This is a genomic window from Niallia taxi (assembly GCF_004005475.1).
GTDB classification, from domain to species: Bacteria; Bacillota; Bacilli; order Bacillales; family Cytobacillaceae; genus Niallia; species Niallia taxi.
Genome location: NZ_RZTZ01000005.1, coordinates 258994 through 273884, shown reverse-complemented (window position 1 = coordinate 273884; position 14891 = coordinate 258994). Strand labels below are relative to the sequence as shown.

The following is a 14891-nucleotide window of genomic DNA, read 5'->3' as shown; positions in this document are numbered from 1 at the left end:
GACTGCGCCTAATAAGGATTAGCTATCTTTATCATCCTTGTCATTTCTATCTTTTTTGTCCTCGATCATGTCCTCGCCAGGATCATTGTCATCATCTGCCGCGTCAAGATCGTTGTCTGTGTTACGGTCATTATTGTCATTATTGTTATCATCAATAAAGCCGTCATTACCATTATCTATATTGTTGTCATTATCGCCATTTCTGTTGTTAAGTCCGTCATCATTGTTCAGACGGTTGTTTCCGTCACCATCTGGAATAATGTTATTGTCCGGAATGATATTGTTATCCGTTGAATCTGTGTCTTCAACAGTCGTATCATCTTCCGGTGCCGGACTTTGATCATCATTATCTCCACAACCAGTAAGAAGCATTGCAGACATTGCAGAAACACCTAACAACTTCACCCATTTACTCATTGTATTGTCCCCTTTTCCTAACATATTTAATGACCACTAACGGTCAATAAATATTTTGTCCAAGAAGAAGAACAACTTACATGATATTGCACGTTCCCAAAATTTTATAAATAAAGGCATTAAACACCAGCTTTTCAGCTAATGTCTAATGCCTGTTTATTATTCCTTCTTGTCACCTAATGCGAACATAATTTCTGCTTCACAAGCGATTTCGCCGTCAACTGTAGCAACACACTTTCCTTTGCCGAAGTTCCCGCGCACTCGTGTCATTTCCACTTCAAGACGAAGCTGATCACCAGGTGATACTTGCTTTTTAAAACGGCAGTTGTCCACACCTGCGAAGAAAGCAAGTCTTCCTTTGTTTTCCTCTTTAATAAGCATTGCCACAGCACCTACTTGTGCTAATGCTTCAACAATAAGCACACCTGGCATTACAGGGAATTCTGGAAAATGTCCATTGAAATACTCTTCATTTGCAGAAACATTTTTAATTCCGACTGCACGCTTGCCTTCCTCAACCTCTAAAATACGGTCGACCAGCAAAAATGGGTAACGATGAGGAATAATTTCTTTAATTTGATTTATGTCTAACATAATTATGACCTCCTACTAATATGTGGTTATGTATAATTGTACTAAATTATCTTATAAAAAAGGAAGGGAAATCCCCTTCCTTTTTAAAAATATTTATATGCCTATTCTTTATCAACAAGATCGATTATATGTGTCCATGTATCTTTTTTGAATGTGTCGCCTGCTTTTCCGTTCCCAATCACACTATAACCGATTACAGCTCCTGCAGTCAGGCTTACACAAATCAAGACAATAACTATGATTAAACGTAGCCAAATCGGAATCATCCGGACTCTGCCAAGCCTTTTGGAAGAAGGTTTCTCTTGGTGGTTGTTGTCTTGGCGCTCTTCCCTTAACTGCTCTCGTGTTTTTATCAATTCTTGACTGCTTGTATTAGCTGACATTATTTACTCTCCCTCTTAGCGTATCTCATTCACTAGCCCCATCATCTGGTCAGCCATTGTGATAGCTTTTGATTGAAACTGATAGGAGCGCTGTGTCGACATCAAGTTAACCATTTCCTTGCTCAAATCAACATTTGACTGCTCAAGAACATACTGTGAAACAGCAACCTCACCTCGAAGTGCTCCATCCAAATCAGTAAGCACTTGATCTCTTGTCATATTGAGCTCATCTAAGTTAGCAGGCAACCCAAACAGGTTATCACCTTTCTTTTCGAGGAATTGAGGATAGTTGACAGCAGTTACACCAAGATTAACATTTTGTGTCTGTCCATTGTTAAGCTTAGCAAGAAGTGTTCCTGTTTTAGATAAGGAGTATTCATTCACATCTTTATTGAGCATAATCGGATTATTATTTTCATCAAGCACTGCATTTCCCTGTTTTGTGACAAGCATGTTTTCTGTATTCGATACTGGCGTCAAGTAGAAGGCGCCATCTCTTGTATACTGTACTTCTGAATTCTGGCCATTTTGAACAAGGACACGATAAAGCTGCCCTTCTGACGTAAATGCAGTATCCAATTGGCGGTTTGTTGTTTTTAATGTCCCTTGTGTCATAACCGTTTGGGTTTGCGCTACCTTTGCTCCATTACCTTGTCTTATACCGTTTGGTGTCTGGCGGTTAACCTCTTGTGTCGTATCCTTTTGGTTATTAACCTGTTGTACAAGCAAATCAGTAAATGCAGCATTTTTTTTCTTATAGCCATTCGTATCGACATTGGCAATATTATTGCTGATTGTATCCATTTGTTTTTGCAATTGTGTCATTGTATTTGTAGCAATAAGCATAGTTCTGTTCATATCATTCTCTCCCCCTTATTGGGCTGCTTCTCCTAAATGGACTGCTATTAAACTTTTCCTATTTCATTTGCGGCTTTATCCATGCCTTTGTCATATGCTTGAAGAATTTTCTGATTTGCTTCAAAGGAACGGTATGCAGACATCATGTCTGTCATCGTCCTGCTTGCATCAACATTAGAGCTTTCCAAGAAGTTTTGCTTCAATTGAAATGAAACGCCACCTGCTGTATACGCACTTTCAAGCGCTTGGCCATCTTCAGCCCGGAATAGGCCGTCTCCTTCTTTCACAAGCGATTTAGGGTCAGCTGTATAGCTTACACCAAGACGATATGCATCCCCTGCACTTGATGTTAAAATACCCTCATTAGACACAGTAAAATTATCATCTGGTAGCTGAATGCGTTCATTATTTTCATCTAAAACATACAAACCGCTTCCCGTTGTTAAATACCCTTGGCCATCAAGAGTAAAATTTCCGTTGCGAGTATATTTTGTTTCACCATTAGCATCTTGGATATTAAAGAAAATAGAGCCTGCAGTATTATTGTCATCTCCAGGAACATTTATATTCACTAAGGCGATATCTGTTTTCAAGTCTGTTTGTGTAATATCACCTTGAGCAAATGTTGGGATAGCTTCTTGCATATACACTCCAGTCCCTAATGAGCCAATCGTTGACTTAGTAGTTTTTCCGTTTTGTGAATATGTGTCAACGGTTTGCTGCAGCAAATCTGGGAAGGTGCGGACTGCAGATTGATCTGCCTTATATCCTGGTGTATTACTGTTTGCCATATTATTTGTCAGCATTTCTGTTCTTCTTTGCTGTGCCAACATCCCCGATGCCGCAGTATAAAATCCTTTAAACATATACTGTCCCCATTTCCTAAAATATCTTTGTGCTCATTTTTAGTCAGTCTATATATATTTATTATAAAATAAGTTCCTATTATCTTTGTAGTAATTTGTTGAATAACGTCATATCTTGCATGTAAACTTCATCCTTTATTATATCGGAAGTTATTTGCAAATATCTAATGGAATTTAATGCAAAATGTAAAATTTAATAAAAAAAGTCGGCTTCCAATGTGGACAGCCGACTTTTTTTATTAAAAATACCAGTAGAAAGCAGCTTATCCTAGCTTTCTTTTTGGCAAACGGTCAATATTATCAAGCATGATGCCTGTTCCGATCGCAACACAATCCATAGGATTTTCTGCAACTAAAACAGGAACCTTCAATTCATCAGCAAGCAGCATGTCTATTCCGTGAAGAAGAGCGCCGCCTCCTGTCAAAATAACGCCTCTGTCAATAATATCAGCTGAAAGCTCAGGAGGAGTTCTTTCAAGAACACTCTTAGCAGCTTGTACGATAACTGTCACAGACTCTCTTAATGCTTGTTCAATTTCCTCTGAATGAACCGTAATCGTTCTTGGAAGACCAGAAACCATATCACGTCCGCGAATTTCCATTTCTTCTTTACGCGCCCCAGGGAAAACAGTTCCAATATTAATCTTGATGTTTTCTGCTGTTCTTTCGCCAATTAACAGCTTGTACTCTCTTTTAACGTATTGCAGAATTTCACTGTCGAACTTATCTCCTGCCATTTTAATGCTGGAGGAAGTTACGATATCACCCATAGATAGAACTGCTACATCTGTTGTTCCTCCACCGATATCGACTACCATATTACCACTTGGCTGGAAGATATCCATTCCTGCTCCGATTGCAGCAACTTTTGGTTCTTCCTCTAAGTATATCTTTTTACCGCCGCTTTTCTCTGCTGCTTCTTTAATTGCTTTTTGCTCAACACTTGTAATGTTAGTTGGGCAGCAAATAAGAATGCGAGGCTTTGACAAAAATCCTTTAACATTCAGCTTATTAATAAAATGCTTTAGCATGGACTCTGTTACATCGAAATCTGCAATAACCCCATCCTTTAACGGACGGATTGCTACGATATGGCCTGGCGTACGTCCAACCATGCGGCGTGCTTCTTCTCCGACTGCAAGCACTCTGCCTGAGTTTTTGTCTAGTGCTACAACTGATGGCTCGTTTAAAACGATACCCTTCCCTTTAACATGAATCAATACATTTGCTGTTCCTAAGTCAATACCAATATCTCTAGCGAACATTTTTTACACTTCCTCCTTATAGCTATTATTCAGTTTTTTCAATTTGTTGTTTTTATAAACAGACCTTTACATGAAAAGTTAATTTTCTCCCATTATTTAAACGCAAAAAAGCGAACCGAGTTTCATTAAAATTATGTAAGCATTCAATAAGCGGATTATTTTAACCATTCAGATGCAATACTATGACAGAAAGAAGAACAGTTGTTCGATATAAAAGACAACTGCTACAAACCTCCTAAATTTCATTTATGATAAGCGTATGTCTAACACTTCACAAGCCTTTTAACCTTATTACAACAAGATTCGCATTAGCCCTACCCTAATTTTCTATTCTATCATACCGTTGACGAAAGAAGTAACTTTTTGTCAAAAATATGCGCATTTTTTCTTATTTTTATATGTAATTTTTTCATATTTGTTCGTTTAAACGATTAACTTATTTCTAATTAACTATCTGTTATATAACTGCTTAGGAAACAAATCTGTGTTAGATACCTAAAATTGTGTATATATAAAAAAGACTTAGCCTGCTAAGTCCGGAAATTACATTATTTATTTCTTCTACCGATGGAGGTTGATTATTGTCCTCCATCGATAGATAAAAGTGTGCTTACCTTTTGATGTCTGATTTATTTTCTGTCTTATTGTACTGTTTCCCCTTCCAACTCTTCCTTCTTGTACTTCATTTTTGTTGCTTCCCCACCGCGAAGATGTCTAATTGATTTATGATAATCAAGAATTTCCTTCACTTCATTCGCCAAATCCGGGTTTATTTCAGGAAGCCTTTCTGTTAAATCCTTATGGACTGTACTTTTGGATACGCCAAACTCCTTCGCAATAACGCGAACTGTTTTCCTCGTCTCCACGATATACTTTCCAATCTTGATAGTTCTCTCTTTGATGTAATCGTGCACACCACTCGCCCTCCCTAAATTGGATGTGAGAAGTGTGAAATGAGACTCGCTCTTCGCTTCATCGAAATTCTTCATCCCGCACGTTTCCTTTCATGGATAACTCTCTAACTCTCATGCGGCAGACAGCTCAACGCTTTCTGATCTTATCGTGATTAAACATGTCCTCGACTACATATCCATTTATCTATAACGATTCCTCACTCCAAACTTCAACTTTTGTAAGGTTTGTAACAGTTTATTAGCTTGGGTCAAAGTTTATGCAGAAAATTTTGAATAGGAACAAGGTTTACTTCTTTTTTGTCTTACTTATTTAAAAAATCTATCTACCGCTTAAGAAATAATTAAGGAAACTTTCGTACAATCCTTTTTAAGCAAATAATGACAAAGGAAACGAGGGAAATTGCATATGGCACCTAAAAAAACAAAGTGGATCATAGGTTTATCCAGCGTTGCAGCTTTTACAGGATTTATTGGTTTTTTAAACGGAACAACTTCAACTGGAGCAAGCCAGCAAACAGCATATAATAATCAACCGAATACAAATGGGCAACAAAGCGAGACACCAAGCAGTCAAAATCCTTTTGCACAGGAGGATGGCAGCAGCAGTCAGCTACCTTCAGATGGGAGCAGCGGCAGCTACACAACACCTGATGGCGGATCTGGCAGCAGTGACTCCTCATCCGGGAATAGCAATTCCTCTGGCAGCAGCGACTCTTGGGCAGGAGATTATCAAGGAGACAGTGACAGCTCCTCTTCTGATTCAACGCTCAATGGCGGCTCTGAGGATACAACAACAACTCCTGACAGTGGAACAAATAATTTCAGCGGCGGTTCAGGCTCTCAAGCACCTCCATCTAACGGTAGCATGGCAGAAGGCGGAGACCTGCGCAGCCATTCATCTTAAGGGGATAATTATATGCAGCAAACAGCCTTCACATGTATGAATACAACTATTCGCACATTCGATTTGCCAGCGGAATCTGTAAGAAAAATCACTCACTTGTTTAAGAAATCAGAACGTACATTATCACGTTTCAATCAGACAAGTGAACTGTCTCAATTAAACAATACAAAAAATATCCCTTTCCTATGTAGCTCTATTCTATTTGAGGCCATTAGGATAGCTGACTTCTACTATGCCGTCACAAAGGGCATCTATAATCCTTATTTAGGAAAACAACTTATCGCTCTCGGCTATGACCGAAGCTTTGAACTGCTAGAAGCAAATCCAGATGAAGAAGCATCACCATCATTAAACGCAAATATTCGCCCTCTATTAATCGATGCTGGTATGAGGAGTATAACTTTAAAGCAGGACATCCAAATCGATTTAGGCGGCATTGCTAAAGGCTGGACAGCACAATGCATTGCAGAGCTGCTGCAGGAGGATGGGATAAGGACAGGTGCGATATCTGCAGGAGGAGATATTTGCGCATGGGGATTAGAATATAAAAAGCGTGTCGTAAAGATTGACCATCCAAGGCGTACTGAAGAAACCATTGCCTCTATTGAATTACACAGAGATGCAGGAATTGCGACAAGCTCTATCGTTAAAAGGAATTGGGTAACAGCAGGAGGGCGCAGGCATCATCATATCCTTGATCCGAGGACAGGTATGCCAAGCACCTCTAATTTAATTCAAGCAACAGTCATAGCCCCTACGCTGACAGAAGCAGAGGCAATGGCAAAATGTATGCTTATTCTTGGCTGGGAGGAAGGATTAAAAAGATTTAATGACAATAAAAATATTGCTTTTATCGTCCTGACTGAGGAAGATCGATGTCTGTCAGGAGGTAATTTACACTTATATACAAACGAAGGAGTGAAACAGTATGAATGATATTATTTCCAATGTTAGTGACTTATTCAGCATATGGAACGTAACAAGGGCAGCAGCGATAACTTCCTATTTACTACTGTTTATCTCTATGCTGACAGGTTTAACCTTTAAACTACCGATATTTCCAAAGAAATCTCAAAAAATACTTTTAAATACTCACGAGGCTACAGGCTGGTTCGGCCTGCTGTTTGGAATGGTTCATGGTCTCGTTTTAGTATTCGATACAGATTACACCTCTTATACCATCTTTAATATTCTTATACCATTTACTGTTGAACATAATGCCATCTCCCTTTCATTGGGCATTTTCGCCTTTTACGGATTCCTGCTATTAGTGCTATCAACAGACTTCCTGAAAAAGCTTGGAAAAAGGGTGTGGAAAGCCATTCATTTTCTTGCATTCCCAACATTTTACGCAGCTCTCTTTCACGGATTTCTTATGGGTACAGACAGTCAGACAATATGGATGCTTATCATCTATATCTTCACAGGATCATCTGTGCTCATCCTGACAATTCTCCGTATCGTCCAAGCTGCTCAATTAAAAAAGAAGCAGGTTATGGTAAAGAAGGCATGATGTTCATTCCAGACATCATGCTTTTTTTTGCTGTTATTTCCCGAGAAATTTGTCGTCAAAATAACAAAAAAGAAGTCCAATTCTGTCGAAAGAATTGGACTTCTCCTCATAAGCATTATGCATTTGGATCTGCTGAAGTACTTTCATCTGCAGCGTCATCACTTGAAGAATCTGTTGATTCATCAGAAGCATCCGTATTTGTTGAATCTTTTGACTCATCACTTACTTCTTTTTTAGACTCATCTTGTGTTGCATCCTCTGATATAGCATCTTCTTCTGTTGCATTTTCCTCTGTCACTTCATTTTCCTCTGTAGCTTGGCTTGCTTCAGATGTATCGGCTTTTTCTAATGAAGCTAAAGATTTATTGAAATAGTCGATAGGATTTACAGCAACATCTGCTTTGCGAATTTCAAAGTGGACGTGGACACCGCCATCTTTGTTATATAGGCTTTGTCCAGATGTAGCTAGAGATTGACCTTTTTTCACTTCGTCTCCCTCTTTAACCTGGATATCCTTCACAGATTGATAGAATGTTTTAATTCCATCTGCATGTTCAATTTCAATAGTGTTACCAAGTACAGAATCTTCAGATACTTTTGTAACTGTTCCACTCAATGAAGCTAGAACTTCAAATTCACTGTTATCTTCCATTTTTAAATCTACACCAGTATTTGGCTGATACACATTATCATAGAACACTAGAGAGTTTACTTGCTCTTCTTTACTTTGGCTATTGTCATAAAAACCTTTTTGCGTTATTACATTATCCGGATCATTAACTGGCCATGCGAAGTTTTCTACATCATTTGTAACTGGTACTGCTGGTTCGTCATCAAGCTGTGTTGATGGATTTGATGCATCATACTTAAACTTGTCTGTCTCATTTGCACTGTTTTGATACCAAAGGACACCTGTTAGAATAATAGCTGCACTCGCGATATAAACAGCTGGAAATGCCCAACGCTTTTTAAAGAAATTCTTTACTTTTGATTTTGGAGAAGTACGTTTGTTTTCTTCCTCTCTCATTTTATCATCACCTCAGCAATCATTCTGAACAGATAATGATAAATATATACATTCTCAAAAAAATTTTTTAAAAACTTATTTTTCGACAAACTGAATTCTTTTATGCATGAAAATAAAAACTTTTTTTCTAAATTGTTTATATTTGCATTATGACACCTCCGTAAAACAATAGTAAGCTCCCTTGGTGTCCAAGGGAGCTTTTCTTATTCCACTATTACTTTTTTGCCATATATGCCGTCAGGAGGCTCTCTGAGTTCGTCACAGCTACATCTTTATAATAGTACTTGACGATATCCTTGTAATTCTTGCCTTCTGCCGCCATTCCATTTGCACCATACTGACTCATGCCTACACCATGTCCATAGCCCTTTGTAGTCACAATTATACTCTGACCACTTCTAGTCATTGTAAAATCTGTAGACTTCAATCCAAGCTTATCGCGTATATCAGTCCCTGTGAGCTCTTTACCGCTTATATTTGCCTTTGCAACACGTTTGCCCGAAGTATACTCGACATTTGTCATAATGCTGGCACTGCCTCCTAAGGAGACGCCAAGCTTGCTTTCAAAATCTTGAATGCTAATCTCTTCTTGGCCATTGAACTTCGGTGAGTTTTTATCCCAAGGGCTTTCGACGCTTTTTAAATAAGCAACTGAATTAGCCCATACGTCATTAGAATTCTCTGTATAGCCATTGCTAGTTGAAAAAAACAAAGCATCAATCGGCTGTCCATCATATGTCAGAATCTGTCCTGCTGTAGCTTGGACGGCATCCTCAATCTTCTTCATTTTCCAATCATAATCTTTGCTTTGCCAAGTTGTTTTTAATTCTTCTTTATTTTTATATACTTGGTAGGTAATCGAGTCACCAACCACTGCTCCATCTGGCAGTCCTGATTCTGTCTCAGAAATCATTCTCCGGACAATATAGGTTCTTGCTGCCAATGCCTGTGCCTTTAGTGCTTCTGGTTCAAAGCTTGCATTCATTTCATTTGCCACAACACCGGCAACATAATCTTCTAAATCAACTTTCTCTATCTTTTTTTGTTCTTCCCTATAGATGGAAACCTCCACAGCTGGTCCTGTATTTTCTGCTGGTGTTTCCTCTGCGGGAGGGGCGGTTGTGTCGTTTCCCCGTTCTGAAATAAAAGGGAGTACTAAAATTGCTGGAAGCAATAAGGTGATGCTGAACAGAATGGCTCCTAGTGCGATAAAGGGTTTGAATTTAATCATCTGTAGCCTCCATAAGAACGATGTAAATTTGTATTGCAAAAAATGTCTTACAAAACATTCTTATGGATTTGGACAAGCATTTATGACTGTATTTAAGGGGAAAAAGATAAGAAAAATCACCTTAGTTCTGTTCTATAATTTTATTCTGTGCATAGTATGTGAATAATATCTGCTACCCTTCACTTCCCTTCCCCTTGTACTCTTACATAACCTTATGCTCTTCATCCAAACTAAAAAACGGCAAAAAAAAAACAGCCATATCCATCTCATAAGGGAAATGAATAAAGCTGTTTATTATTTGTTACGCATTTAAATCTGCAACATAAGTTGCACTCAATGTTACTTGTTCTTCTTCTGTTACTCTTTCAATGTCAGCACCAATAGCTGCCAGCTTCTGATGGAAATTCACGTATCCGCGATCCAAGTGCTTCAGCTCAGTAACTCTTGTAATGCCTTCAGCAACAAGTCCTGACAATATTAATGCTGCTGCTGCACGAAGATCTGTAGCTGCTACTTCAGCACCTTGTAGGTTTGTTGGTCCATTCATAATAACAGAACGTCCTTCAATCTTAACATCGCCATTCATGCGTCTGAACTCTTCAACATGCATAAAACGGTTTTCAAATACAGTTTCCGTTATCATGCTTGTTCCTTGAGCACGAAGCAGCAATGCCATCATTTGTGACTGCATATCCGTTGGGAATCCTGGATGAGGCATTGTCTTAATATCAACTGCTTTTAAGTTTTCAGCACTAATTACACGCAGTCCGTCTACTTCTTCTTTGAAAACTACACCCATCTCTTCCATCTTTGCAATTAAAGATGACAGATGTTCTGGCACTGCGCCTTGTACAAGAACGTTTCCGCCTGTAATAGCAGCAGCAACTAAAAACGTACCTGCTTCAATTCTGTCAGGAATAATCGTATGTTCTGCACCGTATAGCTTATCTACACCTTCAATGTGAAGTGTACCAGTTCCTGCACCTTTGACTTTTGCTCCCATCGCATTCAGGAAGTTAGCTAAATCAACAATTTCAGGTTCTTTTGCTACATTTTCAATGATTGTTGTGCCTTTTGCCAAAGTCGCAGCCATCATGATGTTTTCTGTAGCTCCAACACTTGGGAAATCAAGATATATTTTTGCTCCTTGCAGACGATCTTCAACTGATGCTTCAATAAAGCCATTTCCAACCTGAACTTTAGCTCCCATTGCTTCAAAGCCTTTTAAATGTTGATCAATAGGTCTTGATCCAATTGCACAGCCACCTGGCAACGCAACTCTTGCATGGCCATTTCTAGCCAACAATGAACCCATTACTAAAACTGAAGCTCTCATTTTGCGCACATATTCAAATGGCGCCTCCACACTCAACTCTTTTGATGCATCTACTGTAACTTCGTTGTTGGCAAATGATACGTCAGCATTAAGAAAACGTAATACCTCATTTATTGTATATACATCCGAAAGAGTTGGAACTGATTTAATTATGCTTTTTCCGTCACTTGCTAATAATGTAGCGGCGATTACAGGCAAAACGGCATTCTTTGCGCCTTCTACTTTAACCGTTCCATTTAACCTTTTTCCGCCGCGGACGATGATTTTATCCAAAGTGTATTCCCCTCCGCGTCCAATGTCTCTATATTAATATTCAATCGTTATGATGGGTGTGCCAACTACAAAGGTAGTTTTACCGCCCATTCCTTGTGTCCTGATTCCCAATTGCAAGTTCATTACCTTGTCATTTTCCTGAATTTTCTCATCAAAGATAGACGTCATTGCTGAAGTTGATACAAAATCAGCTTCCTCTAACGCCTCTATTTGTTTCGCTTGAAAAGCATCCAATAAATGGTTTACATAATAAGGCAGACTCTTACTCATCTTATCATTGAATTCGCCTTTTATACAAGAGAAAATTGTTGGTTTTCCTCGAAATATAGCTGAAACTTTTTCTTCTATATCCTTTTCCAGCTTTTTGCTGAACTGGTCACTCAACTCCTTCCCTTTCACTTCATATATAACATATGATTGGGATGTTTGAGTTGTTAATGAAGCAGTGACAGTTAAACTCTCTTCTTTGTAGCCATCAGCTGCCAGAACAGCCTTAGCTTGCCAAGCGCTGTCAGTTTCCGCTTCCGTCCATTTCGCAGCTGGAAATTTTTCCTGCAAATCGGCTTTAACGGCTTTAGCATCTGATAAGCTTTTCACATTTCCCATTTTTTCTCTTGCATGCAGAGACCATTCAGTAACGTTAATGTTCTGATCCTTTTTTATTATTCCATTTATAATAAATAGGTCTAGCTGTTTTTTCGCGATAATGGGTTTATTCCCAATTGTGACTGCTGCCAAACCAACTAAGATCATTAAAACAAGATAAAATGCTCTTCTTTTTTTATTCATGCTCTATTCCTCTCCCTTACTAGAATTGTTTCCTTAGTAGGGGAATGAAATACTCGCAAATAGTCGTCACTTTTTGACATGAATATTTTTCTGATTTGCGTACAAACTATTTTTTAGCAACACGCAAATTGAATTGTACTCAAAAAGTGAGCAAAAGAAAACATGTATGAAGACCTATTTCGTTGGTAATTGTTTCTTCTAATGTATCTTATTGCATAATTAATGGCAATTGTTGTGACCAAAGCAGATAATTAAGGAAGAATTCACTGACAAGTGACCCAATTATTATGGATAATAATACATATAATACTCTTGCTTGCACTACTTTGTTTGCACGGATGAACTTTTCAATGTTCAGCGATTGCAACGCCCACCAAGCGAGGGCGATAAATACCACATTTGTTACGATGCTCAACAATGCCTGTTGGCCAAAATCTTCAATCAATGCGTTACCTCCACTTCTTTTAGCTTCCTTGCTAACTACTATTTGACGATTGATCATCATAAAAGGTTTCACTATTTTTCATTTTCTTTTCATTTTCTTTTCATTTCCATTTCTTTTTTTGCCTACATTTCTTATTCATACTCTTTTAGGACGTAAAAATGCCCCCCAATTTGCATTTTAACAAAGGGAGGCATTTTTGGTTATTAATATCTCTTTTCAACAATAGATATACGATTCATTGCACGCTTAAGAGCAAGCTCCGCACGTTTGAAATCTACATGTTCATTGCTTTGAGTATGCAATCTTTGCTCTGCACGCTCCTTAGCTCGTAAAGCACGATCATAATCGATATGTTCAGCGGTTTCCGCAGATTGAGCAAGCACCGTTACTTTATCAGGCCGTACCTCTAAGATTCCGCCGTTAACTGCCAAATACTCAGAAGTCTTTCCATTTTTTAAGTGTATGACACCTATTTTAAGGGGAGCAACCATAGGAACATGGCCTGCCATAATTCCAAGCTCTCCACTTTCTGCTTTTGCAATAACCGTCTCAACGTCTGAATCATGCACCGGGCCATCAGGAGTTACTACATGGACTTTAATCGTCTTCATTTCTACCCCTCCTGATTAGGATTATACTTCCACACCCATTTTTTTAGCATTTTCAATAGCTTCTTCGATTCTTCCTACAAGGCGGAATGCATCTTCAGGAAGATGATCATATTTACCGTCAAGAATATCTTTAAAGCCTTTAACAGTTTCTTTTACAGGGACATAAGATCCTTTTTGGCCTGTGAACTGCTCGGCAACGTGGAAGTTTTGTGATAAGAAGAACTGTACTCTTCTTGCACGGTGTACAACCATTTTATCTTCATCATTCAACTCATCCATACCAAGGATACTGATGATGTCTTGAAGCTCTCTATAGCGCTGTAAAGTGGACTGTACTTGACGAGCCACATTATAGTGCTCATCCCCTACGATTTCAGGAGACAAAGCGCGTGATGTAGATGCCAATGGATCTACCGCTGGGTAAATACCCATCTCTGTCAATTTACGCTCAAGGTTTGTTGTTGCATCCAAGTGAGCAAATGTTGTAGCAGGAGCTGGATCTGTATAGTCATCCGCTGGAACATAAATAGCTTGGATAGATGTTACTGATCCTACGTTTGTAGAAGTGATACGCTCTTGCAATCTACCCATTTCTGTTGCAAGTGTCGGCTGGTAACCTACTGCTGATGGCATACGGCCAAGCAATGCGGAAACCTCAGAACCTGCTTGCGTGAAACGGAAGATGTTATCGATGAAGAATAGCACGTCCTGTCCTTGCTCATCACGGAAATATTCAGCCATTGTCAAACCAGTTAATGCTACACGCATACGTGCACCAGGCGGCTCGTTCATTTGTCCGAATACCATTGCCGTTTTCTTGATAACGCCAGAATCCGTCATCTCATGATATAGGTCATTTCCTTCACGTGTACGCTCACCAACACCAGCAAATACGGAAATACCACCATGCTCTTGTGCGATGTTGTTGATAAGTTCTTGGATTAGAACCGTTTTACCTACACCTGCTCCTCCGAATAGACCGATTTTTCCACCTTTAATGTATGGCGCAAGCAAGTCTACTACTTTGATTCCAGTTTCTAGTATTTCAACTTGTGTAGAAAGCTGTTCAAATTTCGGAGCTTCTCTATGAATAGAATCTCTTCTAGCATCGCTAGCGATTTCTTGATCAAGGTCAATTGTTTCTCCTAATACGTTAAATACACGTCCTAGTGTAACATCACCTACAGGAACAGAAATGGACTTGCCTGAATCTGTAACCTGTGTACCTCTAGTGATACCGTCAGTGGAAGACATTGCAATCGTGCGGACTGTGTTGTCACCTAAGTGAAGGGCCACTTCAAGAGTAACTTCAACGCTGTCAGAACCAGCATCTCCTGAATTACGGATCACTTTCAAAGCATTATTAATGTCAGGCAAATGTCCGTCGAACTTTACGTCAACAACTGGACCCATTACCTGTAGAACTTGTCCTAAGCTCATGTTTTTCCCTCCTATACTTCTCATC

Annotated in this window: 17 protein-coding genes; 3 read left to right on the top strand and 14 right to left on the bottom strand. The window is 39.0% G+C overall.

The window, feature by feature from the left end; all coding sequences use genetic code 11:
- Positions 1–18: 18 nt before the first annotated feature.
- From EM808_RS15095 to spoIIID, 7 genes are all read right to left on the bottom strand, one after another.
- The gene (locus tag EM808_RS15095) at positions 19–417 is read right to left on the bottom strand and encodes a hypothetical protein (RefSeq protein ID WP_127739028.1); all 399 of its coding nucleotides are present in this window, start codon (positions 415–417) and stop codon (positions 19–21) included.
- Between the two features lie 159 nt (positions 418–576).
- The gene (gene fabZ / locus EM808_RS15090; RefSeq protein WP_127739027.1) at positions 577–1011 is read right to left on the bottom strand and encodes a 3-hydroxyacyl-ACP dehydratase FabZ; all 435 of its coding nucleotides are present in this window, start codon (positions 1009–1011) and stop codon (positions 577–579) included.
- Positions 1012–1112: 101 nt separating this feature from the next.
- Positions 1113–1394, bottom strand: coding sequence for a DNA-directed RNA polymerase subunit beta (locus EM808_RS15085; protein WP_127739026.1), 282 nt, complete (start codon positions 1392–1394; stop codon positions 1113–1115).
- Between the two features lie 15 nt (positions 1395–1409).
- Positions 1410–2252 (bottom strand): flagellar hook-basal body protein, encoded by an 843-nt coding sequence (locus EM808_RS15080; RefSeq protein ID WP_127739025.1) that lies wholly within the window; start codon positions 2250–2252, stop codon positions 1410–1412.
- A 47-nt stretch (positions 2253–2299) separates the two neighbouring features.
- Positions 2300–3118: a flagellar hook-basal body protein gene (locus tag EM808_RS15075; protein WP_127739024.1), complete on the bottom strand. Its 819-nt coding sequence runs from the start codon at positions 3116–3118 to the stop codon at positions 2300–2302.
- A 263-nt stretch (positions 3119–3381) separates the two neighbouring features.
- The gene (gene mreB, locus EM808_RS15070; protein ID WP_127739023.1) at positions 3382–4383 is read right to left on the bottom strand and encodes a rod shape-determining protein; all 1002 of its coding nucleotides are present in this window, start codon (positions 4381–4383) and stop codon (positions 3382–3384) included.
- A gap of 641 nt (positions 4384–5024) precedes the next feature.
- Complete coding sequence (gene spoIIID, locus EM808_RS15065; RefSeq protein ID WP_016204804.1) at positions 5025–5297, bottom strand: sporulation transcriptional regulator SpoIIID; 273 nt, start codon at positions 5295–5297, stop codon at positions 5025–5027.
- 406 nt (positions 5298–5703) lie between these two features.
- On the opposite strand from spoIIID, the gene EM808_RS15060 reads away from it, so the two are divergent.
- The 3 genes from EM808_RS15060 to EM808_RS15050 are packed head-to-tail and all read left to right on the top strand — an operon-like array spanning position 5704 to position 7714.
- Positions 5704–6201 carry a hypothetical protein gene (locus tag EM808_RS15060; protein WP_127739022.1) on the top strand — a complete coding sequence of 166 codons (498 nt, stop codon included), beginning with the start codon at positions 5704–5706 and terminating at the stop codon, positions 6199–6201.
- A gap of 12 nt (positions 6202–6213) precedes the next feature.
- Positions 6214–7137, top strand: coding sequence for an FAD:protein FMN transferase (locus EM808_RS15055; RefSeq protein ID WP_127739021.1), 924 nt, complete (start codon positions 6214–6216; stop codon positions 7135–7137).
- On the top strand, positions 7130–7714 hold the full coding sequence (locus tag EM808_RS15050; protein WP_127739020.1) for a ferric reductase-like transmembrane domain-containing protein: 585 nt from the start codon (positions 7130–7132) through the stop codon (positions 7712–7714). The genes EM808_RS15055 and EM808_RS15050 overlap by 8 nt, the downstream gene beginning before the upstream one ends.
- 115 nt (positions 7715–7829) lie before the next feature.
- On the opposite strand, the gene EM808_RS15045 is transcribed toward EM808_RS15050, so the two are convergent.
- From EM808_RS15045 to atpD, 7 genes are all read right to left on the bottom strand, one after another.
- Positions 7830–8741 (bottom strand): M23 family metallopeptidase, encoded by a 912-nt coding sequence (locus tag EM808_RS15045; RefSeq protein WP_127739019.1) that lies wholly within the window; start codon positions 8739–8741, stop codon positions 7830–7832.
- 214 nt (positions 8742–8955) lie between these two features.
- A complete protein-coding gene (gene spoIID / locus EM808_RS15040; protein ID WP_127739018.1) occupies positions 8956–9972 on the bottom strand; it encodes a stage II sporulation protein D in 1017 nt (338 codons plus the stop codon).
- A gap of 301 nt (positions 9973–10273) precedes the next feature.
- A complete protein-coding gene (gene murA / locus EM808_RS15035) occupies positions 10274–11581 on the bottom strand; it encodes a UDP-N-acetylglucosamine 1-carboxyvinyltransferase (RefSeq protein ID WP_127739017.1) in 1308 nt (435 codons plus the stop codon).
- A 33-nt stretch (positions 11582–11614) separates the two neighbouring features.
- Entirely contained in the window at positions 11615–12370 is a 756-nt protein-coding gene (locus tag EM808_RS15030; protein WP_127739016.1) for a YwmB family TATA-box binding protein, read from the bottom strand.
- Between the two features lie 208 nt (positions 12371–12578).
- Complete coding sequence (locus EM808_RS15025) at positions 12579–12815, bottom strand: DUF1146 family protein (protein ID WP_127739134.1); 237 nt, start codon at positions 12813–12815, stop codon at positions 12579–12581.
- Between the two features lie 203 nt (positions 12816–13018).
- Entirely contained in the window at positions 13019–13426 is a 408-nt protein-coding gene (locus EM808_RS15020) for a F0F1 ATP synthase subunit epsilon (protein WP_127739015.1), read from the bottom strand.
- Between the two features lie 21 nt (positions 13427–13447).
- The gene (atpD, locus tag EM808_RS15015; RefSeq protein ID WP_127739014.1) at positions 13448–14866 is read right to left on the bottom strand and encodes a F0F1 ATP synthase subunit beta; all 1419 of its coding nucleotides are present in this window, start codon (positions 14864–14866) and stop codon (positions 13448–13450) included.
- Between the last annotated feature and the right edge of the window lie 25 nt (positions 14867–14891).